We start from the raw sequence: 21,964 nt of genomic DNA, 5'->3' as shown, positions 1-21,964 counted from the left end.
GATTTATATAGATTTAAATCACAATTACTATCGAGCAAAAAAACAAGCAATCAGATAATTATTTTCTACTTCGCGTCACAAACTGTAAAAAAATTTCATTTTCAATCAGTTCACTTACATGTATATGGCTAAAACTGTGCTACTGAAAGTATATCCATATCGTTGCAACGAGCTAGAAACTGTCATAATTTTTATTAAAAGCGTGCATTAGATAACATAACGTTCAAATTAAGTTACAACACGAAACATGAGAAAACACCTTGTAACAATGGCATTGCAGACATGACGCTCAATTAGTTTTTCTAAAAAATAGCCCCTTGTACAGGTTAGTTTTTTTCATTCGCTCTCATTGAATTTGTCCCTTACATTACGCACTCTGACCGAGGTCAGATCAAACCCACCACCCTACTTTACGTTACTTGGAGATCGCTCCCATGCAAGGTTTAGAACTCGCAATCTTTATGCAATTCTTCCTTGGGCTTGTTGCAGCCGTAAACCCAATCGGCATCATGCCTGTGTTTGTTTCTCTTACTGCTCATATGCCGCCAGAAGAGAGAAACAGGACAGCCTTTCAAGCCAATATTGCCGTTGCTGTTATCTTGATTGTGTCGCTAGTTGCGGGTCAGTTGCTCCTCGACATGTTTAGCATTTCATTAGACTCTTTCCGTGTTGCGGGTGGACTGCTATTACTGAGCATCGCGTTTTCGATGATGAGCGGTAAGTTGGGTGAAGATAAGCAGAATAAGCAGGAAAAATCTGAGTACATCAGTAAAGAACAAATAGGTGTTGTTCCTTTAGCTATGCCTTTAATGGCCGGCCCAGGTGCGATCAGTTCGACCATTGTCTATGGATCGCGTTACCCAGCAGCAATCGATACTATCGGTATTGGTATCAGCATTATTGCGTTCGCAATTTGCTCTTGGCTTCTGTTCCGTTCAGCGCCTGTTACCGTGCGCTTTTTAGGTCAAACCGGAATTAACGTTATCACCCGTATCATGGGCTTGATTCTTGGTGCACTTGGCATCGAGTTCATTGCGAACGGCTTGCTTAACCTATTCCCAGGTTTAGCATAACCACAAATAGCACATAGTCGCTTAACTGCGGCTATTTAATGTGGAACACATCTGAGGCGAGTAAAGCAATTTGGCTTTCACTCGCCTCGTTATTATGAAGCTTGTATAATGATGGTTAACGCATTTAATAGAAGACGAACCTCCCCTTATGTCACGCAAGCCACTCAAGCATCACATGTACGTTACTATTTTTGGTACCCATACACCTGCCGGACGTGCATTTGATATTTCACTGATCATTGCAATCTTGGCTTCGCTTCTGGTTCTTATTCTAGAGTCCATTCCAAATGTGATGACAGAGTGGTCTCAAGAACTTCGTTACATCGAGTACACTTTCACCGCCCTATTCACTATCGAGTATCTATTAAGGCTCTATTGTTCTCCAAAACCGAAATCTTACGCCACCAGCTTTTATGGCATTGTTGATCTGTTAGCGATCCTACCTACTTACTTAGCGATCTTCTTCCCAGGCGCTTCGTTTATGGGCGTTGTGAGATTACTGCGTGTCATGCGTATCTTCCGAGTTCTGAAGTTGGTTCGCTATCTACAAGATTCAAATATTCTGTTGCGTTCACTATTGATGGCAAGACGAAAGATTCTTATCTTCTTTAGCACAGTTGGCATCTTGGTCGTTATCTTTGGCGCTTTGATATTTGTGATTGAAGGGCCAGAAAACGGATTCACCAGTATTCCTCACAGTATCTACTGGGCAATCGTCACCATCACCACCGTTGGCTACGGGGATATGGTGCCGCAAACAGCGATTGGTAAGGCTATCGCATCTCTCACAATGTTACTGGGTTACTCTATCCTTGCGGTACCTACCGGGATAATTACCGCCGAGCTAAGTAGTGAAATGAACTCTCACAAGGAGCTAGTCAAATGTCCGAACTGCAACCGTTCAGGGCACGACCCTGATGCCCTCTACTGTAAGCACTGTGCAAGTGAACTAGCCGACCCTGACAAACGTGTCGTCTCCGACAGGGAATAAAGTAGATGCGGGATTCGAAAGGACATAAGAGTAGGTACGAGATTCGAGTGACTGGATGAGAAGAGATATAAGAGCAGCGACGAGATTCGAGTGACTGGATGAGAAGAGATATAAGAGCAGCGACGAGATTCGAGTGACTGGATGCGAAGGGATTTAATGGCAGTTTCGAGAACCGGATAATGAGAGATTAAGGGACTAGAAAGGGTGGCGTTTATCGTCACCTTTTTTGATGTTGGTTCACTGAGCCAAAACGAGATTCCCGACTACGCCCCTTCGTTGCTATCTGGAATGACGCAATTTAAGTTAGGAGAAAAACGTCATCCTCAAGAGTGAGGAACGAACGAGTTGGGGATCTCTTCCTTGTCTCATTCCAACGAGAACATTTAAGTGAAGTCACGAGTACAATTAATCAACCTTACGCGATCACAAAGCCGATGTGTTAACACCGGCTTTTGTCTCTCACGAAGCTAAGCATTCACAAAGAATGGTGCTTGCTTTAACTTTTGGATAGAAAGAGCTTTCGATTACGCTTTCTCAGCTAGGATAATTCGCAGAGTACGACGCAGTGGTTCTGCAGCACCCCAAAGCAGTTGGTCACCAACAGTGAAGGCATTTAAGAAGTCGTTACCCATAGACATCTTACGTAGGCGGCCAACTGGCACAGACATAGTGCCTGTTACTTTAGCTGGAGTCAGCTCTTGCGCCGTGATATCACGGTCGTTAGGAATCACTTTAACCCAGTCGTTGTGAGTTGCGATGATCTCTTCAATCTCATCCATTGGGACGTCTTGCTTGAGCTTGATTGTTAGTGCTTGAGCGTGACAACGCATTGCACCAATACGTACACAGGTACCATCGATAGGAATAGGCTGACCATCTAAGCCAAGAATCTTGTTCGCTTCAACGCCCGCTTTCCACTCTTCTTTACTCTGACCGTTTTCACGCTTCACATCGATCCAAGGAATCAATGAACCCGCTAGCGGAGCACCAAACTGATCTGTTGGGAATGACGATGAACGAATGGTATCAGCAACTTTCTTATCAATATCAAGAATTGAGCTTGCCGGGTTCGCTAACTCAGAGCTCACGCTATCGTTAATCACGCCCATTTGCGAGATAAGCTCACGCATGTTCTTAGCACCCGCACCAGAAGCCGCTTGGTAAGTCATGGCACTCATCCATTCAACCATGCCCTTCTCGTATAGGCCGCCCAGTGCCATAAGCATTAAACTCACTGTACAGTTACCACCAACAAAAGTATTAGTACCGCTGTGAATACCTTTCTGGATTTGAGCCAAGTTAACAGGATCAAGAGTGATGATTGAATCAGCATCCATACGTAGAGTTGAAGCGGCATCAATCCAGTAACCTTTCCAGCCCGCTTGACGTAGCGCTGGGTAAACTTTTGATGTGTAATCGCCGCCTTGACAAGTAATAACCGCATCAAGCTGCTTTAAGCTATCAATATCAAAAGCGTCTTGAAGTAGACCCGCATCTTTACCACCTAGAAAAGGGGCAGGAATACCAATCTGAGATGTACTGTAATAAACAGGCTCAATCAGGTCGAAGTCCTTCTCTTCAACCATACGTTGCATCAGTACAGAACCCACCATACCGCGCCAACCAACTAGACCTACTCTCATCTCTCACTCTCCATGTATAAATTAAAAATTGCTCTCCCCCATCTATAAGTTTTTCAGAAACAGAACTCAAGCGCTTTTTGTCAAAAAGTGTAACTTTTTCGTTTCTTTTAAGTGAACGCGATGAATCGTAAAGTTATCTCAATAGAGAGATTCAGCCTCCACCCTATTGATAGAAACACCAACCTCCCTAAATTCAGCCACTTATCACGCTAGATCTAACAATCACCCCCTTGTCACAAACAGTAAATCCCTCTGTTAAACCATGGTTAATTGGCATTTTATTTTACAAAACGGAAACAACGCTCGATAGAATTAAACATGTAACAATCATGAATTTAACAAAAATTTAGGCTATGAGACCACAACTGGTCCGATATGCAGTCAAATATCAAAGCTTAAGCGTATTTTCTCGATATAATAATCTATTTACTGTAGTGTCCATTTCGTACCCCACAATATAATGAAGCACTATAAATGCTCGAAATCACAAGAGGCTTTTATGAAGCAGAGTAAAACTCGCCTACCGAACCTGATGCAGGTATTCATCGCGTTAGGACTATTTCTATCCCTTGCTTTTTCCTTTACAGCAAAGCTTGACCTTCCAATCCAACTTGCCTTGTACATTGGTTGGTTCATTATCATGGTGCTTGGTATTCATCTTGGACACCAATACAAAGACTTAGAAAAAGCAGCACTCAAAGGAATATCTAACGGTTTAGGCGCAGTTTTAATACTTTTAGCCGTTGGCGCTCTTGTTGGTACTTGGATCTCTGGCGGGATCGTACCGACCATCATTTACTATGGTCTAAAAGCTATCCACCCTTCTATCTTCCTTTTGGCGACCATGATCATCTGTTCTTTAACAGCGTTGGCTACTGGTACTTCTTGGGGGGCTGCTGGTACAGCGGGTATTGCGATGATGGGTATTGGCCAAGGCCTAGGTGTTCCAGCGCCAATTACGGCAGGTGCAGTACTGTCAGGTTGTTACTTCGGTGACAAGATGTCACCACTTTCAGATTCAGTAATTTTGGCTTCTTCTATGTCTAACGTAGAAGTGGTTGAACACATCAAAGGCATGCTGCCTGTTGCATTAATCAGCTACGTTATTACTGGCATCATGTTTACCGCGTTTGGCTTCCACTACGCCGGTAACGTTGACATGAGCCAAGTAGAATCTGTGATCAAAGCGATGGAAGTTCAGTTCTACATCACGCCATACTCATTTGTTCCAGTACTGATCGTATTAGGTCTACTGGCTTTCCGTATGCCTTCATTCCCGGTAATCAGCTTTGGTTCTCTGCTAGGTATTATTTGGGCAGTGATGATTCAAGAAATCGACTTCTTAACAGCATTCAACACTGCATGGGCACCATTCTCTATCTCATCTGGCGTGGACTTCATTGACTCAATCCTAAACCGCGGTGGCATGTCTTCAATGCTGGGTTCGGTTGCGGTTATCGTATTTGGTTTAGGCTTTGGTGGCTTGCTAGATAAAGTCGGCGTGCTAGAGACAATTGCGAAGGTATTCGAACGCCGCGTAAACAGCGCAGGTTCGCTAGCAACAAGCACAATCGGTACGGCTTTCATGGGTAACGTATTTGGCTCTGCGATGTACGTATCACTAATCCTTACGCCAAAAATCTGTGCTAAGAACTACGACCGTCTAGGTTACAAGCGTAAGAACTTATCTCGTAACGCTGAGTTCGGCGGTACGTTGACATCAGGTATGGTGCCTTGGAGTGACAACGGTATCTACATGGCGAGTATCCTAGGCGTTGCAACGCTGTCGTACGCACCATTCATGTGGCTAAGCTTCATCTGTATCATCGTGACTATCGTAACGTCGTACATGGGTTGGTTCGTTGATAAATGTGAACCAACAGCACCAGCTATTGAAACGGAAGAAACGGCAGAGCTGACAAAGCAACAAGCCTAGTAGTCCATCGTTCAAAAACGTTAGAACGTAAAACAAACCGTTAATTATTTAAATGCAAAAAGAGCGCCTTGGAGCGCTCTTTTTTATTGGGTTACTTATTTGCGGTTCGTTTACCCAACCAATAACCGATACCTAACGGTGCGAAGAACGCCACCAAGATAAACAGAATAAAGTAGATAATCACACCTTTGATTAGCTCCATCAGCTTATCAATCGCGAGCACAACCACTTCTTGCGAAACGCGGTCTAAATCTTGAGTGAACAATTCTCTTTCAGATGTCACGATACCGGCGATCTCGATACGTTCTTTCTCGATCATCTGAACTAACGCTTCTCTTTCACGCGTCACCATCTTTTCTAACGCCACACGCTCATCACTCAGCATAGCCAGTTTTTGGTCTGTTTTGTCGCTAAGATCATTAAGCAGCGGCCGCATCTCTGCCGACATAATAGAAGCCAATGTTTGCATGTATTCAGGATTGTTCTCAATGAAGTCCTGCATGCTTGCTGACGTTTGGCGAAGGCTTTCTAGTGTCATCGACAAATCTTCACCTGTCAGTGAGCTATTCATCGCTACTAATTCTGCTTTCCAAGACATCAGCTTTGGCGTTTGATCAGCCATCAGGCTTAAACGATCTGATGCATCGCTCATCGCTTCTGGCATGGTACCTAGGCTCTGAACAATCTGTGATTCATCTTTTCCAAGATAAGTTAACCATTCTCGATAAGCAGGCGTGCTTCTGAACGTTAGATCGTTAAATGGGTTGCTCGCAACAAACTCAGCAACGAATGCTTTGCTCTTTTTAAAGTCACTTGAGCTCAGAACGCCCTTTGCTAGCTTTTTTGCTTCTTGATCGAGAGAGCGTGCAGTGTTAACCGCATGATCCGTCGTGAACAGATCCGCTCCTTCACCTTCGGCATAGAATTGATTCATTTGCGCAGTAAACACCCAAGTATCAATGAGCGCAGACATCGGAGAGGTTTGGTAAGCCGCTTGCTGTAAGCCCTGCTCAGCATGAATCTTCCAAAGCAAAACGTAAGATTGATGTAAGGTGTCATCAGCAGGGTAAGATTGCGCGATTAAATCAGCTGAGTCTTCGACTTGTGTAAAAAACAGCTTAGCGTATTCACGCGTCATGAGCCGAGCATTCAGCTCTTGTTGAGTGAGAGGCGTAGTCTGACTATCTAACTTAACTTCCAATAGAGAACAACCACTTAGTACAATACTAAGCACCAACACCATCCAACTTCGACTCGAAACTCGTAACATATAAACCTCTGACAAAGACTAAGGGCGCGGATTGTATGAACACTTCGTCAGAGTATTGTCAATATTCCCGCAAAAGTTAACGCTGATTATCTAAATATTCGACAGCGGAATCCACCGAGGCTTTTATCGCCTGCTCGAGTTCATTCAGGTCGTGTTCACTGATCGCTCGAGATTGCTTCATTGTCATCTCAATACTTGCGGCAATAATGGCTAATCTCGACGCTTTAATGCTACCTGCCACACCTTTTAAGCTATGTACAACACGTGTTGCTGAGGTTTCATCTTTGGTCAATAGCGCTTTAAATTTCTCATAGTCGTCCGCATGGTCTTGGACAAACACCCCAAGCAACAATTCAACCGACTCTGTATCACCATCGAGTGTTTCGAGCATCTCTTCAATATCAATCGCTGGTTTCGAATCCGTCACGCTAGCAACGTGTCGCTCAGCTTTTGGCGTCTCAATCGTATTTGGTTGACTTTCAATGTTCATATTCTGTTGCTGTTGTAGATAGTCTGATGGATCGTTCACTACCGTTTCTGGTACCTCTTGCTTAGTCTCGTGCTGCTGCTGCCCGGTTGCCAAAGGAGATGAATCAAGGCTACTTTCTGAAAACAGTTCCTCATCCTTAGCAGAAAATTGAACAACCTTTTCTTCGCTAGGTTCAGGAGAGGTATTCTGGTCAGCTGCAAGTTGTGGAGAGGCCTTTCTCACACCCGCACTCCAAACAATCAGAGCGACCATAGCAGCCAAACTCAGACCTAACATTGCGACCAGCAAATTAAACTGGCGCTCATGATATTCTGACTCTAACTTAATGATCTGCTTGTTCACCGAGTTCTGCTTAATCTTATCGACTAAAAAGTTCAGTTGTGCGTAATCTACGAGCAATGCGGAAGCATCAGCCAGTAACTGTTGAATCGCGTCTTGCTCTGGAGTTTTCAACTTGTAAGATTTCTCGAGAATAGAATCAAAAGCTCGGTAGGTCGCCGACGAGCTTTGGCTGTCTGAGTACATAGCCTCAAACACCACTACTCCAAATTCATTTAGCAACGGTTTTAACTTGGGAGATAACTGCTTGTCTGCACGTAACAACTTGATGTTATAGACTATCTCTTGAACCTGACTTTCGATTGGAATGAACTCGTCAAATTTGTCCAAAAACTGGTCTGCAACATAAAGCAGTTGGTTTACGTCAGGGCGGAAAAATGCGTTTTGGAAATCGGATTCGATCTGAAGTCGGATTGAATAAACTAATTGAGCGTCAAGAGCTAGCTCATTAATGCGTGAGACGCGAAGTGGTTCCGAGAAATAGAGTGACTGTCTTAATTCGTTAACGCGAATGCCCAGCTCTTCGATTTGAGCGAGAGAGTTTGTGTAGGAACGGCTTAAGTTGAGAAGTGCCAATGAAGGAAGTAGCCACAGAACCAAAATCACAACTAAGAAAGTGGCTGGTTTATTAAAGCGAGTGGGCTTTGCTACTGATTGTTCCATCTATATTCCTTGTGCGTGTTAACTTAAAGCCATTGTTGCTATGGCGAAGACACAAAGCACAAAAACAAGCGACAGCATCCTACTGCCGCTTACCTATTCACTTCGGACTATGACTTATTACGAGTCAGTTGGTCACGTAAGTTTGGCGGTGTGCCTTTAATCGTTAGTGTATCTGTCTCCGGATCATAGAAGATACGCTCGCCTAGAAGCAGACTATCAAAACTAACATTCAAACCGCCACCCGCACCAACAAATTTTGTTAGTTTACGCATAGTTGCGCGATCTGCAGGGAAACTATCTTCTAACTCGTAGCCTTGCTCACTAGTATAATCAAAGAAGCTGGTACCATCTGAGCTTGCTGGTAATTCGCCAGACAGTTCACGTACTTGAACCTCATCACCCGCCTTTAACTGCTCATTACAGTAATCAGCAACCTGCTTTTTGTAGCTGATCGCTTCTTCTTTCTCTAATTTAGAATCAGAAACAAAATCTTCTACCGCTTGCATCAGCACCTGGTTTTGCAGTTTTGCATCCAGACCTACTTCCGCTTGAAGAAAATCTAAGAAGAAGTCAGCCACTTTACGACCAACACGTCCTTTGATGTACGTTAGGTAACGATTTGATTCTTTGTCTGTCTCGTAAGTAGAAAGATCTAAGCGAGCGGCGATGTCCATTTTAGAGATATCTAAGTAGTCAGTCGCACTGATATCTAGCCCTTCTGTTACCTTTAAGCTCTGGTTTGAAGGCAGAAGACCAATGAAAAGGTAGTCAGTTGCAAGTGACTGATATTCAGCCATTACCAAGATGCCTTCATCAGCAAATGGGTATTTTGAAAGCTCGTCTTTTAGACGTTGCGCACTCTTTTGAGAAAAATTGTAAAAGTTTGTCTCACCAGCACGAAGTTGATGCAACCACTGTTGGAATTCGCTGTCAGATTTGAAAGAACCAAACCCTTTGCCTGCTTTTGAGTTAAACACACGATGAAGTTCAGCAACTAGGCTTTCAGAAGAAGCATCGTTTTCTAGAGATTCAGCACGATAGTTAACAATCAGTTCTTCCTGATCGTTCTTGCTCAGCTGGTGTAAAATTACGTTGGAAAGGTGAAGGCTCATAGTGAAAATATTACCGTTCAGGTTTCAGTTGTCGTGCATAGTAGGTTATCATAAGCCGCTTTTACTATCATTATTAGAGTCCTTATGCCGATTATATCTAAATACACAGATGAACAAGTTGAAAAAATCCTATCTGAAGTAGGTGCTGTACTATCTAAGCACAAAGCTTCACCAGAACTTTCACTGATGATCGCTGGAAATATCGCAACCAATGTCTTAAATCAGAACGTTGCTGCTTCACAACGCAAAGGAATTGCTGAAAAATTTGCCGAGGCTTTAATTTCTTCTCTTGAAGATAAAAAGTCTCACTAAATTTGATTGACGGATAAAAGAATTATAAATGGTAGACAGCGCAAACTCATATAGCGATCGTGTATCTCGACTGGTTGGTTGGGGTCACTGGTTTGCATTTTTCAACATCATTGCTGCGATGTTGATTGGTACTCGTTATATCACTCAATCTGCTTGGCCAGAAACCCTGCTGGGTCAGTTCTACTTGGCTGCTTCATGGGTTGGTCATTTCGGCTTTTTGGTATTTGCGCTCTATCTATTAGTGCTGTTCCCGCTCACATTTATTCTTCCGTCGAGGAAGTTATTACGTTTGGTTGCCGTTTGCTTTGCGACCATAGGTTTAACTGTCCTGTTGATTGATACTCAAACGTATCAAAATATAAACCTCCACCTGACGCCTGTCGTGTGGGAGGTTTTATTCAGTGGAGAGGAATCTGCATTTACGTCTGATTTGCAGCACCTCTTCATTGTTATGCCGCTTATTTTCTTATTGCAGCTTGGCCTATCTGAATGGGTTTGGCGAAAACAACGTAAACTTTCTCATAAACACATCGGCCGTCCAATTACCGCCGTCTTCTTTTTGTGTTTCATCAGTAGCCACCTGACTTACATGTGGGCCGATGCGTATTTCTATAATCCAATTACGATCCAAAAAGCGAACTTCCCACTGTCTTACCCAATGACAGCGAAAAGCTTTATGGAGAAACATGGTCTGTTAGACCGTGAAGAATATCTAGAGCGTTTAGAAGCGAACAAAGGTAATGTAAACCTTGTTAGCTACCCGCTAGAAGAAATTCAGTACAACCGCCGCAGTGATGATTTGAACATCCTGATGGTGAGCGTGAATAACCTGCGCGCAGATGCTCTTAACGAAACATCAATGCCAAGCAGCTACGCATTTGCACAACAGTCGATCAATTTCACCAACCATTACAGTTCTAGCAACGACATGTTTGGTATTTTTGGCTTGTTCTATGGCCTTCCTAGCAGCTACGCAAGCAGCATTGAAGCTCAAGGTTCGAGTTCAGTTCTGTTGGATGTATTGGATAACCACAATTACAAGTTTGCTGCATTCAGCGGTGACAACTTTGACGATGCACTGTACTCGGACATCATCTTCCGAGGCCGTAAAATCATGTCAGAGCAAGCGACGTTTAATGACCAAAGTGCAGTCCAAGCCTGGTCAAGCTGGGTGGAATCACCGAAAGCCAAGCGTCCTTGGTTCAACTTTATTGAGCTGACAACACTGGACAATTTTGCAAGCTCAGAAGCAGAGTCAGGCTCAGCGTTAACAACCGCAGAACGTTTTGCTGCTGATTACCAAAAGTCAGCTCAAGCAGCGGACGCACAGCTTGCAACCATCTACGATGAATTGGAACGCTTAGACCTTATCGATAATACGGTAGTTATCATCACCTCTAATCACGGTACTGAGTTTAACGAAACCAAGACTAACAGCTGGGGTGCAAACTCTAACTACAGCAGTTATCAGCTGCAGGTTCCTCTGTTTATCAGCTGGCCAGGTAAATCAGAGTCTGAGTACACTCACCGCTCTAGCCACTTAGATATTTCAGTAACACTAATGCAAGAGCTACTGGGTGTATCTTCAAACCCAACTGACTTTAGCAGCGGTCGCAGCTTGTTTGATGAGAGTAAAAGAAAATGGGTTCTTGCGGGTGATTCTCGTGAGTTAGCGCTTGTGACAGATAAGCAAACTACGGTTTTAGATAAATTTGGTAACTACAAGCTGTACGACCAAGATTACCAACGACTAAAAAATGTAAGCCCTCGCTTACCAGTTCTAATGCAGGGTCTCACTGAATTACAGCGATTCTACGCAAAGAATGATTAAATGATCACCAAACAAAAAAGGGAAGCCAGTGGCTTCCCTTTTTTATTGCCGTTAATGCCTAGAAAACAGGCAACAGAACAAATTTATGTAAATTAGGGGTTTACAAGATCTTCATGCCCTTATATTATTCACGCCATTGGAGGGATGGCTGAGTGGTCGAAAGCACCGGTCTTGAAAACCGGCAACCGTTAATAGCGGTTCTAGGGTTCAAATCCCTATCCCTCCACCACATTTATGAAGCCCGAGCCAATGAAATACATTAGCTCGGGCTTTTTTACATACGTTAGTTTTTGAAAAGCGTTTGCTATCACTAACGAACGCTTCCATTTTAACTTGGCGGCAGACTTCACGAGTCAACTCATCTATCAGCTTATTGGCCAAGCTCCGCTTTGGTCGCTGAGTCCAATGGGGATTCAGCTGTAATAGCTACTAAAAATGCTTTGAGAGCCTCAGCTTCTTGATAGCTTAAATTTAAAGGTCTAATTTTCTCTGATAGTTTTGGGTAATTTGGATCATACTTGCTCCAACCAAAAGGCGCGTTACTTGCCATTCCTTCAGAGTACATTGAAATAACCCCCTCAATAGTATGCACTAAACCATTATGAAACCACGGACCATGATTCATGACATCACGCAGTGATGGGGTTTTAAATAACCCAACATCGTGGCTATTACGGCTTACATCGTACTTACCTAAATCTTCATAAAAAGCTTTGTAATAGGTTAAACCAACATTTTCGAATTTATGATTGGTAAATTCAGGTCCCATATGACAATTAACACAGCGCCCATTACGACGGTAAATATCTAGCCCCCACAATGCTTGGTCAGACAATGCATCCGTTTTACCTAACTCAGCCTCTTTAACAAATCGATCAAATTGGCTCGGTTTGCTAATTATCGTTCGCTGAAAAGTTGCTAATGCCATGCTTAGCTGTTCTTGGGTAATTGTCCCAAGACCAAAAACCTCATCAAATAGGGTCGGGTAATTAGGATGATCATTTAATCTTTTGACCAAATTCGGCAATGATTCAGCCATTTCTAATGGATCTTGAATCGGCATCAACGCCTGCTGCTCTAATGTCTCTGCACGCCCATCCCAGAATAATTGTGGTAAAAATGCGCTGTTAACTATAGTCGGCGCATTGCGCTTTCCACGTTGGCGATCATGACCAATAGAAACTTCCCTACCATCACCCCATCCTTTGTTCGGTTCATGGCAATTTGCGCAGGCAATATCCTGAGCCTGAGAAAGAAACGGGTCAAAAAATAGTTTTTTCCCTAATGCCACTTTCTTTTCATCAAAAGGATTATGATTCGGAAAAATAACATGAGGCATAGTACCGAGTTCTTGATAACTGCCTTTATCATCAACGAAAGGAGCTGGCCAATGATTAGGGTGAGCCGCATAAGCTTGTCTTAAGCGAGTAATATCAGGTTTTGTGTGATTTCTAACTGAACGCGGATCCTCTATTGCACGCGGCTCGAACTCACTCGCAATCAGGAGTAGTTTCGCAGTTTGTGTCGCTTCTTTCTGAGCGGTTAATGGTGTTGGCTGGAGCGTTGCCGCCATTGGTAATTTTAACGTGCCGAGCCCTATCTCCGTCGATGTAGCAACCCAGTAGTCTCCAGCAACTGGGGAATTTAATGATTTTGAATACAGCATTTTGTATGCTCCACCACTCACTTGCTGATGCATTAATAATGAAAGTTCATCAGCTGTAGGCAAGCGCCAATCACTACGACCACATTGCTTCGAACGATTAATCACTTTTAATGCCGCTTCTATCGAACAGTCGGTTTGACCACAGTTGCTCACACTGGTATCACTCACATAATCACGCAAAGTGCTTGTCACATCACTGCTATTTGGTACTAGCCAATATACATACGAGAAACGCTTATCCCGCAAATACAAGTTATCACGGACTAAACCTCGCATGTCATCCAAACAACGCCATGGTGAATCTTGATAATCATCTTGCTGACGGTTGCGCGCGAGGGGTTGACCTGCATTATCTAATCGAATGAAACTGGTTTCTTCTGCTTGCGGTTTTATTTGTTGATTAGGCAGCGATGGATCACGATAACTACCACTGACCAACATAACTGAAGCTGGCTTACGCTTATTCTGACCCAACGATTTCTTTCGATTAGCACCAAAACTATAGCGATAAGCAATATTATCTGCTTGTTGGGCGCTGACATCATTTTGAAGCCAGTAATTCTCGAAGCTAACATGTGGAAAGAAGAATGGATCAATAGCCGCTTGGTTACGATCCAATGCAAAATCTTGTTCACTGGTTAGGTTCTGCATTTCATAAGAATATGGTAGGCGCCAGTCAGTTTGACCGCACAATTGCTGTTGGTTGGCATAATCGATAAGATTGCTGGTTGTACATGCTTTACCACTCAAAGCATCTGAGAGCGAACAATCTGCTGCAAACCCAGGTAACGTTGCTTCCCAATCTTGCCACGAGAATGTCTCAGTATTCGGTTGAATTGCCGTTAGCCAAGTGACCCCTTCATGCGTTTCTTCGTCTGAAACGCATTGCCATACCTTGGCCGCTGTTTCATCGTTAACGGCTACAAAAGCAAATCGGGGAGTTGGCTTGTTTATACGAATCATCCAATCCAGACTTTGCGCTGATGAACTATTTAAACGTTCGAGTTTAAACTGATCCGCCCCGACTAAAGCTGATGGCGCTCGATAAACAACAAGCCCATCATCAACGCTCACATTTCCCAACGTTGCAGGCTGAATAACACGCAAGGTTTCATCTGCACTCAAAACATACTGATAAGAAAAAGTCTCTCCTTGTGTTACTTGCTGCTTAGAATACTTTTTGTCTTTATCCGGCTGCGTTGGATCTATAACGGACGTTTCAGGCTTAGGTGTCTCTGGCTTTGACTCTGTTGGTAATGCCGTATTACCCGGTGAACTGTCTGAGCCGTTACAGCCAGAAACGAATATAAGTGCTGCAAGCGCAGCACTTATTACTTTATTAAAATTAATCATTATTTTTTTGCGATGTAGAAATGAGACGAACACGGAATGTACTTTCTGGGGTACTTCCAGAATTGCTCTCTGCCCATTCGGTTTGAAAGGCAACAGCAACATTTATCATTCCGTCATAAGCACTTTCTGTAGACGTCCAGTAGTAGCTGTCAACCCCTACCATAGTGTCATTAAAGATACTCTTCGTATAACCAGCACGGTAAGAAATGCCCTCCATATCATATGCAAAGCTATCAATCAGCAATGATTTGAGCTCAGATTCAGACGGCAGCCGCCAATCATTACGACCACATAATGTTTGTGTATTAACGGTTTTAGCATAAGCTCGTGCTTGCTCTAAGGTCATTAATGGTCCTTCTTTGTCAATACGTTGCCATAAGATATTGGTATTTGGTACTACAGTCTTAAAGAAGCTATCGCTAGTACAAGCCCACTGTTCTAAATCTTGATCACGTAAGGCTTGGCCTGCTTTGCCGTTTTTAATAAAACGTTTTTTCCAATTTTTATCTTCATCGCCCGCTTTATTAATTTCAGACTTTAACTGTGCTGTTATTTCACCTGTCGAATTATCCGATTCATCAGGTATAACCGCCCCACTCACTAACATTGCAAATCGCGGTTCATTAGTAGAACGAGGTGGCATTTTTACGTGTGCGAAGTCACTGCCCATCCACATTACTAACGCGTCACCCACGGTTTTATTCGAACCTTGCCAATCACCATCAAGGCCGTCATGGCCGTTTAAATAAACAGTGAAGTGATTGGTCCAATAAGCTTCATCATAGTTAGCATCCAAGTAGGGGAAGAAGAAACGATCAATCGGCGATTGACGCTTCTCATCATTCAACATCTCAGTGGTTAATACTGTTTTCCATTCATTTCGCGTTGGCATTCGCCAATCTGTTTTGCCGCATAGCTTTTGTTCATTGGCTATTTCCACTAAATTATCGGTATTACAACTTTTATCAAGCGCACAACTTGCTGGCATATAATCACGGTGATTTAGTGTTCTATCACCCCAGTAATAGGTTGAGTCAAATGCAAAGTCACCATTCGCTTGCAAGACCTGCCAAGTGAGATCTGAGCTTGTATCGGTGACACATGACCAATCACTTTCATCACGAGTCAACACTTGCAAATCAGCGGCTAACACATCGCCCGCTGCATCTAATTTTTTAAAGCGAGGAACAATTGTATCCTTATCTTTTTGGTATAACGGCAGTGCATATCCTAGGACTTGATACTGTTTATTACCCACTTGATAACTTATTTTAAAATTATAATTATGCTCAGAAGCCAAACGTGAATATATTACCGAGCCTTTCGAGCTACTCGAACTAACATTACGCTCTCCTGCTGAATCTATCATCGTTTTTGCTTGCTGAGCTGACTTATTTAACTTGCTACTGCTACTCAGCTCAAACACCATTTTACCGGATACCTGTTTAACATAGGCTCGCCCAAAATTAGTTTTTATATCCGTGACATTCGCCGCAGTTAATGCTGATATCCCCGGAGCATCGAAGGTTACACGGTCAATCGCGATTGATTTAACTTGGTCAACAGTAAGTTCTGTTATCTGCGCTTTATCACTTGAAGCCGGTTGAGTGGGCTCTGCGGGTTTATTAGGTTGGGAAGGAGTTGAAGGCTGTTGGGTAGCAGATGAGCTGTGGAAATCATGATTACATCCCGACATCAAGATCGCAGCAATAAGTGCTAACAATTGGCTAATTTTCATACTAAAGTTCTATCGTGTTTTTAGAGTGGCGCAGAATATACTCGAGAAAACACAATTGCAAATGAAAATAAATATCATTAGTGATTACATTAACACGGTAAATCATATCCACGCAACAGCCTTAGTCAATAAAAAACCAACAGCTCTCGACGAGTTTTTGTCTAAGCTGGTGCATAAACTAAAAAATACAATTTGATCTACTATCACCATAATCATCTTAGCCCCTCGCCTAAATCTATATATAAATCAAGTAATTCTAGGTAAACATACTTTTTATTAAGTTAGCTACGACAAATCATCAGCAAAGCGCACAATAAATGGCCATTCAATACAAAAATATCGAAAAACGTTCATAAATAAAGCAGTCAGTAAATAAGGGTATTTACAAGCCAAGGCCACCCTTATATTATACGCGTCATCGGAGGGATGGCTGAGTGGTCGAAAGCACCGGTCTTGAAAACCGGCAACCGTTAATAGCGGTTCTAGGGTTCAAATCCCTATCCCTCCACCACATTAAAGAAAGCCGCTGAGAAATCAGCGGCTTTTTTGTATCTGAAGAAAACCTAGCTTAGCAGACAACTATTAACTGCTAGTGCTGCTTTCAAAAGCTGCATGTGAATCGGTACCAAATCTTGGTGCTGGGTACGATAGCCTCCCCCAACAACGCACGCCATTGGAATAGACTCTGATTTTGCTAAATTAATCATGAAGCAATCGCGTTTAAAGATCCCTTGCGTCGATACATTCAAGTAACCCAGCTCGTCATCTTTGTGGATATCGACACCTGCGTCATAAATAATCAAATCAGGTTGGTGATGCGCAATCGCCAGCTTAGTCACTTGCCCAAAACAACGCAGAAACTCTTCATCTTCCGTTTCGCGACTCAATGGCACATCCAGATCCGATAATGGCTTTCTTGCAGGGAAGTTTTTATCGCAGTGGAAAGACAGAGTAATAATCTCCTCGCTCTCTTGGCAGAGTGTCGCCGTACCATCGCCATGGTGTACGTCACTGTCTACGATCAGCACCTTATCAACCTGCTCAAAGGTAAGTGCATGCTTTGCTGCCAACACCAAATCATTCAACAAACAAAATCCGCTGCCGAAATCATGGTGCGCGTGGTGATAGCCTCCGCTCAAGTGGATCGCCAAACCACTTTCAATGGCCATATCCGCAGCTAGGCAGGTGCCGCCGCTTGAATAGAGCGTCCTTTCAATCAACTGTTCGCTCCAAGGAAAGCCGATACGTCTCATCTTCGCCGCTGGCAAACTCCCAGCAACAAGCAAATCGACATAGTCACTGTCGTGGACCTGTTTGACTTGCTCAACCGACACCGGCTTTGGTTCGAACACTTCAAACATATTCTTCCAGAGTGGATCGCCATCCATTAGCGCCTCAACCGCGCTATGTAACAACTGGTATTTGTTTATTGGGTAACGATGGCCTTCTGGTAGAGGCAGCTGCGAATAAATTGGGTGATAAATTAAAGGAATCATAATCGAGTTGATAGCTTATCTTTCTCAAAATCATAACAGCCTCAGCCTTGGCGACAACCTATATTAATGATAACAATTATCATTACCTTTCAAGTGTATTCAGAGAAAGCAATGAAAAACCTAATACTTACCCTTGGGGTGATCTGTGGCTCAGCGACAGCAGTAATGATTTTTGTCGGAATGCTAATGGCCAGTTGGTGGGCCGTTGATTTTCTGGTGTTAAGCCATCAAACTTAACTAATTGAACTGTAAAGGAATCACCATGAGCGTTATTTTTATTACTGTAGCAAACCGAGGCATTGGTTTAAGCCTTGTTCAGCAATACGTGAAAAACAATCATACCGTTTACGCTACCTATCGTGTTACCTCGTCGGCGCATGAGTTACTGGCGCTCGCAGAACATCACAGCAACTTGACCTGCATTCAACTGGACATCACTGATTACCAAGCCGCCAGCAGACTACCTGCTCAGATGCAGCACATTGATATTCTGATCAACAATGCTGGCTATTACGGTCCTAAAGGTTACGGACTGGGTAACACTAACGTAGAAGAGTGGCGACGCGTTTTTGAGGTCAACACTATTGCGCCATTAAAGTTAGTTGAAACACTTCTCCCTATGCTAGAAGCCAGTGAAGTTAAAAAGATAGTTTGCTTGTCTTCTCGAGTTGGCAGCATGGCAGAAAACACTTCTGGCGGGGGCTACATCTATCGCTCTTCTAAGGCGGCTATCAACTCGGTTGTAAAAAGTTTAAGCAACGATCTAACTAGCAACGGCTTCACAGTATTGGCACTGCACCCAGGTTGGGTACAGACAGAAATGGGTGGTCCTAATGCTCTTATTGATACAAACACTTCAGCGTCTGGTCTTATTAAAGTCATCGAATCTGCCAGCACTGAAGTAAGTGGTCACTTCTTTAATTTCGACGGCAGTGAAATAGACTGGTAGGTAACCCATGAATCTTCGCTTTCTTACAAACTTCGTACAACGCTCACCACTGCTTTTAATCACCCTGTTACTCAGCGGATGTTTTGGTGAGGAACCTGGAGACTTGTTCGACGACTATCAAACCAAGGTAGCCAGAGTGCAAGATGCTGAGGAGATCAAACAAGAATGGGAATTTGAGGGGTTGCCAAGAAAGCGAGAGCTATCGTTAAACGTCCCCTCTGTTTCTATTGGGCTCATCGACAGCTATCAGCTTCGCCAATGTGGACTTTTCAACCTGATTGCTGAGCGTAACTCAGTGCTCGGAAAAGTCGCGGACGAATTCCGCAATTACGATTATCAAGTTGCTCTACTCGAAGGCGTAGGCAAGTGCTTATCAAGTGATGAGCTAGACCCAGAAATCATCGAACTCTTGAAAGGGATCGAGCAACAGAAGCTCGCACAGTTTCCACTCCATCAATGGAACCTGATCTATGCCAGTGATGCTATGCAGTCACAGATGCGTGGAAGCCAGTGGTTGCGTCAGGATATCGGTCAACAAGTAAGGCAGACGAGCGACGCCTTGGAGCATCTCAACCTATCATTAAATACACCACTTGTTTCGGGTAATACCACAGAGGTGCAAGAGGTGTTAGAGAAGAGCTCCACCCTTGGGGATCTGTACTACTCGCTTGCGCGCGCGTCGGTTGAACTCGATATCATCACCGAGCAACTCACTACTTTTGATGCCAATATCATCTGCGGAAAACAACGCGACACCACTAAGTTCCGTTACCTCAACAATGTCTTTGAGCAACAATATATTGGTAAGGTACAGCCGTACATGGCGCAACTGGATGGCTACTATCAACAGCTCGCTCCGCAGCTGGCAATGTTTGATGCTAAACCAGAACTGCACAGCTACTACTTCCCCATCCAAGATACGCACCAAGCCTTTCGCGCATCAACTCGTCGCCATGTTGATTACTGGCAACAGTTATTTGAGCGTTGTGGACGTAAAGTCGGACGCTAAGGGGAACACTTGCAAACGCTAGCTTTTAGAACCTTTTTTAGCTGAATTGCCTTTCTTTGCATAGGAACCTTTTTTGGCATAAGATTTCTTCGTTCCACCACCTTTACGGCGTTTAAAAGCGGGTATCTCAACTTTAGGGAGATGACGGAGCGATTCAGGTACTTCCCCCGTTTTCACTCGCCCCATTAAGCCATCAATCTTGCTTTCCAGCGCTTGCATGAAAGGTTGATACGCTTGGTTGCGTTCGGCCATGCCTTGCAACTGGTGTTCCCAATGTGCTGTCATGTCTGGAAAGGTCGAATCCTCAGGTAAGGCATGAATCAAGCCTCTACCTGCAGGGCTACTATGAATACTCTTACCTTGGCGCGTTAGCAGCTGCCTTTTGAATAGCGTATCCAAAATGCCCGCACGAGTAGCCTCTGTTCCAAGGCCATCAGTCTCTTTCAAAATAGCTTTCAGATCCTTGTTCGCGACAAAACGGGCGATACCTGTCATCGCTTGAAGTAATGTCGCTTCTGTGAAATGCTTCGGTGGTTCGGTTTTCTTATCACCAATGACACCTTCACGGCAGGTCAACACAGTTCCTTTATCTAGCGGTGGAACTGTATCAGTACCATCACCTTTATCTTCAGTGTCAATTTTACCCATCAACACTTTCCAACCCGGGTTGATAAGATGACGCCCTTTCGCGATGAACACACCGCCAGCGATATCAAACACTAACTTAGCATCCGCAAACACAGCTGGTGGATAGAACTGCATCAGATACTGGCGAGCAATTTGCTGATAGATTTTCATCTCATTCGCAGACAAACCATTCACCGATGATTTCTTCGGTGTTGGGATTATTGCGTGGTGAGCATCAACCTTACTGTCGTTCCATGCTTTTGATTTCAGTGAGAGATCTGCGCCTTGAGCACCACTTTGTAGCTCTTTCGCATTATTGGCGATGGCGTCTACAATCGACTCTCGCTGAGAGTAGTGCTCTTTAGGAAGATAGCGGCTATCGGAACGTGGGTAAGTGATAAGCTTGTGCTTCTCATATAAAGACTGACAGGTGTCCAACACCTGCTGAGCGCTCATACTAAAACGTTTGGAGGCATCAATCTGCAACGCAGACAGAGAGTAAGGAAGTGGCGCTGCTTGTTTGCTTTGCTTCTGCTCTGACTCTGTGGCGGTTGCAGGTTGGTTTGCGATTCGCTGAGCGACGTTTTCAACCAACCTTCGATTGAGTACACGGCCTTCTTCGTCTTGCCACGGCTTACAGGCTTCACTTGGTTTCCAGCGAGCACGAATATCAAAGCTCTGCCCGTTATTTTGGTAAGGGATCAAGGCATGCAAAGTGAAGTAATCTTTTGGAATGAAGTTTTCGATCTCTTCATCACGTCTCACCACTAAACCAAGTACTGGTGTCTGCACACGCCCTACCGACAATACGCCTTGATAACCTGCTTTTTGACCAAGCAAGGTATAAGCGCGAGTCATATTCATACCATACAGCCAATCGGCTCTTGAGCGTGCCAATGCTGAAACAGAAAGAGGGATAAAATCACGATTGCTACGCATTTGAGAGAGTGCACGTTTTACAGCAGGTAAGTTTAAGTCGCTGATAAGCAACCTTTCCATCGATTCTTTCTTGGCTTTAGAGACTTTGCAGTAATCGATCACTTCATCAACCAGCAGCTGCCCTTCTCTATCTGGGTCTCCGGCGTGAACAATTTGAGTGGCATCCTTCAATAACTTTCGGATCACCGTGAGCTGTTTGCTTGAAGTCTTGCGTGGTCTCAACTGCCATTGCTCTGGCACGATAGGAAGATCGGCCAAGTTCCATTTCTTGTAGCGGTCGTCATAAGCGTCTGGCTCAACCTGCTCCAGTAAGTGTCCAATACACCAAGTCACTACATCACCGTTGCCACATTTGATGAACCCTTGGTCTTTCTTCTGTGGATTAGGCAGTGCTGCGGCGATCGCACGACCGAGGCTTGGTTTTTCAGCAATAATTAGGCGAGACATGTTTTTCCAGATGCTACAAACAATTAAGGCCACATTATCCAATGTGACCCTAATAAATCAAGAAAAACTGGTTGTTTATA

The 21,964-nt window shown here is 43.8% G+C and carries 15 protein-coding genes, 2 tRNA genes and 2 pseudogenes; 10 read left to right on the top strand and 9 right to left on the bottom strand.

The genetic code is table 11. The features are described 5' to 3' along the window. The first annotated feature begins 434 nt into the window (after nt 1-434). Both A3712_RS14345 and A3712_RS14340 read left to right on the top strand, forming a co-directional pair. On the top strand, nt 435-1,073 hold the full coding sequence (locus tag A3712_RS14345; RefSeq protein ID WP_063524011.1) for a YchE family NAAT transporter: 639 nt from the start codon (nt 435-437) through the stop codon (nt 1,071-1,073). Nucleotides 1,074-1,221: 148 nt separating this feature from the next. Further along, on the top strand, nt 1,222-2,064 hold the full coding sequence (locus A3712_RS14340; protein WP_063524010.1) for an ion transporter: 843 nt from the start codon (nt 1,222-1,224) through the stop codon (nt 2,062-2,064). Nucleotides 2,065-2,588: 524 nt separating this feature from the next. On the opposite strand, the gene asd is transcribed toward A3712_RS14340, so the two are convergent. Next, nucleotides 2,589-3,707, bottom strand: coding sequence for an aspartate-semialdehyde dehydrogenase (gene asd, locus A3712_RS14335; RefSeq protein ID WP_063524009.1), 1,119 nt, complete (start codon nt 3,705-3,707; stop codon nt 2,589-2,591). Between the two features lie 460 nt (nt 3,708-4,167). On the opposite strand from asd, the gene nhaC reads away from it, so the two are divergent. Next, on the top strand, nt 4,168-5,643 hold the full coding sequence (gene nhaC / locus A3712_RS14330; protein ID WP_157618759.1) for a Na+/H+ antiporter NhaC: 1,476 nt from the start codon (nt 4,168-4,170) through the stop codon (nt 5,641-5,643). 91 nt (nt 5,644-5,734) lie between these two features. Here the strand turns inward: nhaC and A3712_RS14325 are convergent, their stop codons facing one another. The 4 genes and pseudogenes from A3712_RS14325 to yejK all read right to left on the bottom strand — a co-directional run bounded on the left by A3712_RS14325 (nt 5,735) and on the right by yejK (nt 9,517). Beyond that, nucleotides 5,735-6,913 (bottom strand): hypothetical protein, encoded by a 1,179-nt coding sequence (locus A3712_RS14325; RefSeq protein ID WP_063524007.1) that lies wholly within the window; start codon nt 6,911-6,913, stop codon nt 5,735-5,737. 76 nt (nt 6,914-6,989) lie between these two features. Beyond that, nucleotides 6,990-7,388 (bottom strand): annotated as a pseudogene (locus tag A3712_RS28890) (Hpt domain-containing protein); the annotation flags it as partial. 254 nt (nt 7,389-7,642) lie between these two features. Further along, nucleotides 7,643-8,405 (bottom strand): annotated as a pseudogene (locus A3712_RS28885) (Hpt domain-containing protein); the annotation flags it as partial. Nucleotides 8,406-8,512: 107 nt separating this feature from the next. Further along, nucleotides 8,513-9,517, bottom strand: coding sequence for a nucleoid-associated protein YejK (gene yejK / locus A3712_RS14315; RefSeq protein ID WP_063524005.1), 1,005 nt, complete (start codon nt 9,515-9,517; stop codon nt 8,513-8,515). A gap of 84 nt (nt 9,518-9,601) precedes the next feature. Here yejK and A3712_RS14310 point away from each other — a divergent pair, with 84 nt between their 5' ends. The 3 genes from A3712_RS14310 to A3712_RS14300 all read left to right on the top strand — a co-directional run bounded on the left by A3712_RS14310 (nt 9,602) and on the right by A3712_RS14300 (nt 11,889). Next, nucleotides 9,602-9,829: a YejL family protein gene (locus tag A3712_RS14310; protein WP_063524004.1), complete on the top strand. Its 228-nt coding sequence runs from the start codon at nt 9,602-9,604 to the stop codon at nt 9,827-9,829. Nucleotides 9,830-9,857: 28 nt separating this feature from the next. Beyond that, a complete protein-coding gene (locus A3712_RS14305; RefSeq protein ID WP_063524003.1) occupies nt 9,858-11,660 on the top strand; it encodes a DUF3413 domain-containing protein in 1,803 nt (600 codons plus the stop codon). Nucleotides 11,661-11,798: 138 nt separating this feature from the next. Continuing rightward, nucleotides 11,799-11,889: transfer RNA gene (locus A3712_RS14300), tRNA-Ser, on the top strand. Nucleotides 11,890-12,030: 141 nt separating this feature from the next. Here the strand turns inward: A3712_RS14300 and A3712_RS14295 are convergent. Then, nucleotides 12,031-14,679, bottom strand: a complete 2,649-nt coding sequence (locus A3712_RS14295) for a cytochrome c peroxidase (protein ID WP_063524002.1) — start codon at nt 14,677-14,679, stop codon at nt 12,031-12,033. Next, on the bottom strand, nt 14,672-16,417 hold the full coding sequence (locus A3712_RS14290; RefSeq protein WP_063524001.1) for an Lcl domain-containing protein: 1,746 nt from the start codon (nt 16,415-16,417) through the stop codon (nt 14,672-14,674). Before A3712_RS14290 ends, A3712_RS14295 begins: the two co-directional genes overlap by 8 nt. Nucleotides 16,418-16,837: 420 nt before the next feature. Between A3712_RS14290 and A3712_RS14285 the strand changes: the two genes are divergently transcribed. Next, nucleotides 16,838-16,928: transfer RNA gene (locus tag A3712_RS14285), tRNA-Ser, on the top strand. Nucleotides 16,929-16,980: 52 nt separating this feature from the next. On the opposite strand, the gene A3712_RS14280 is transcribed toward A3712_RS14285, so the two are convergent. Further along, entirely contained in the window at nt 16,981-17,913 is a 933-nt protein-coding gene (locus tag A3712_RS14280; protein WP_063524000.1) for a histone deacetylase family protein, read from the bottom strand. Nucleotides 17,914-18,024: 111 nt separating this feature from the next. On the opposite strand from A3712_RS14280, the gene A3712_RS28625 reads away from it, so the two are divergent. Genes A3712_RS28625 through A3712_RS14270 form a run of 3 tightly spaced genes read left to right on the top strand, consistent with a single transcriptional unit; the run spans nt 18,025 to nt 19,871 of the window. Then, complete coding sequence (locus A3712_RS28625; RefSeq protein WP_258099341.1) at nt 18,025-18,150, top strand: hypothetical protein; 126 nt, start codon at nt 18,025-18,027, stop codon at nt 18,148-18,150. A gap of 25 nt (nt 18,151-18,175) precedes the next feature. Beyond that, entirely contained in the window at nt 18,176-18,862 is a 687-nt protein-coding gene (locus A3712_RS14275) for an SDR family oxidoreductase (protein ID WP_063523999.1), read from the top strand. 7 nt (nt 18,863-18,869) lie between these two features. Then, complete coding sequence (locus tag A3712_RS14270; protein ID WP_063523998.1) at nt 18,870-19,871, top strand: DUF3080 domain-containing protein; 1,002 nt, start codon at nt 18,870-18,872, stop codon at nt 19,869-19,871. An 18-nt stretch (nt 19,872-19,889) separates the two neighbouring features. Here A3712_RS14270 and A3712_RS14265 read toward each other — a convergent pair whose 3' ends face one another. After that, nucleotides 19,890-21,884 carry a DNA topoisomerase III gene (locus tag A3712_RS14265; RefSeq protein WP_063523997.1) on the bottom strand — a complete coding sequence of 665 codons (1,995 nt, stop codon included), beginning with the start codon at nt 21,882-21,884 and terminating at the stop codon, nt 19,890-19,892. Nucleotides 21,885-21,964: the final 80 nt, after the last annotated feature.

Source organism: Vibrio sp. HI00D65, from assembly GCF_001635455.1.
GTDB lineage: Bacteria > Pseudomonadota > Gammaproteobacteria > Enterobacterales > Vibrionaceae > Vibrio.
The sequence above is the reverse complement of the archived record's forward strand: the minus strand, read 5'-3'. Positions and strand labels throughout refer to the sequence as shown.

Excerpts from the sequence above, each read along its gene's own strand:
- A3712_RS14275 (WP_063523999.1), top strand. The coding sequence starts at position 18,176 with ATGAGCGTTATTTTTATTACTGTAGCAAACCGAGGCATTGGTTTAAGC.
- nhaC (WP_157618759.1), top strand. The coding sequence starts at position 4,168 with ATGAAGCACTATAAATGCTCGAAATCACAAGAGGCTTTTATGAAGCAG.
- A3712_RS14325 (WP_063524007.1), bottom strand. The coding sequence starts at position 6,913 with ATGTTACGAGTTTCGAGTCGAAGTTGGATGGTGTTGGTGCTTAGTATT.
- A3712_RS28625 (WP_258099341.1), top strand. The coding sequence starts at position 18,025 with ATGAAAAACCTAATACTTACCCTTGGGGTGATCTGTGGCTCAGCGACA.
- yejK (WP_063524005.1), bottom strand. The coding sequence starts at position 9,517 with ATGAGCCTTCACCTTTCCAACGTAATTTTACACCAGCTGAGCAAGAAC.
- A3712_RS14270 (WP_063523998.1), top strand. The coding sequence starts at position 18,870 with ATGAATCTTCGCTTTCTTACAAACTTCGTACAACGCTCACCACTGCTT.
- A3712_RS14305 (WP_063524003.1), top strand. The coding sequence starts at position 9,858 with ATGGTAGACAGCGCAAACTCATATAGCGATCGTGTATCTCGACTGGTT.
- A3712_RS14295 (WP_063524002.1), bottom strand. The coding sequence starts at position 14,679 with ATGATTAATTTTAATAAAGTAATAAGTGCTGCGCTTGCAGCACTTATA.
- asd (WP_063524009.1), bottom strand. The coding sequence starts at position 3,707 with ATGAGAGTAGGTCTAGTTGGTTGGCGCGGTATGGTGGGTTCTGTACTG.
- A3712_RS14280 (WP_063524000.1), bottom strand. The coding sequence starts at position 17,913 with ATGATTCCTTTAATTTATCACCCAATTTATTCGCAGCTGCCTCTACCA.
- A3712_RS14310 (WP_063524004.1), top strand. The coding sequence starts at position 9,602 with ATGCCGATTATATCTAAATACACAGATGAACAAGTTGAAAAAATCCTA.
- A3712_RS14340 (WP_063524010.1), top strand. The coding sequence starts at position 1,222 with ATGTCACGCAAGCCACTCAAGCATCACATGTACGTTACTATTTTTGGT.
- A3712_RS14290 (WP_063524001.1), bottom strand. The coding sequence starts at position 16,417 with ATGAAAATTAGCCAATTGTTAGCACTTATTGCTGCGATCTTGATGTCG.
- A3712_RS14265 (WP_063523997.1), bottom strand. The coding sequence starts at position 21,884 with ATGTCTCGCCTAATTATTGCTGAAAAACCAAGCCTCGGTCGTGCGATC.
- A3712_RS14345 (WP_063524011.1), top strand. The coding sequence starts at position 435 with ATGCAAGGTTTAGAACTCGCAATCTTTATGCAATTCTTCCTTGGGCTT.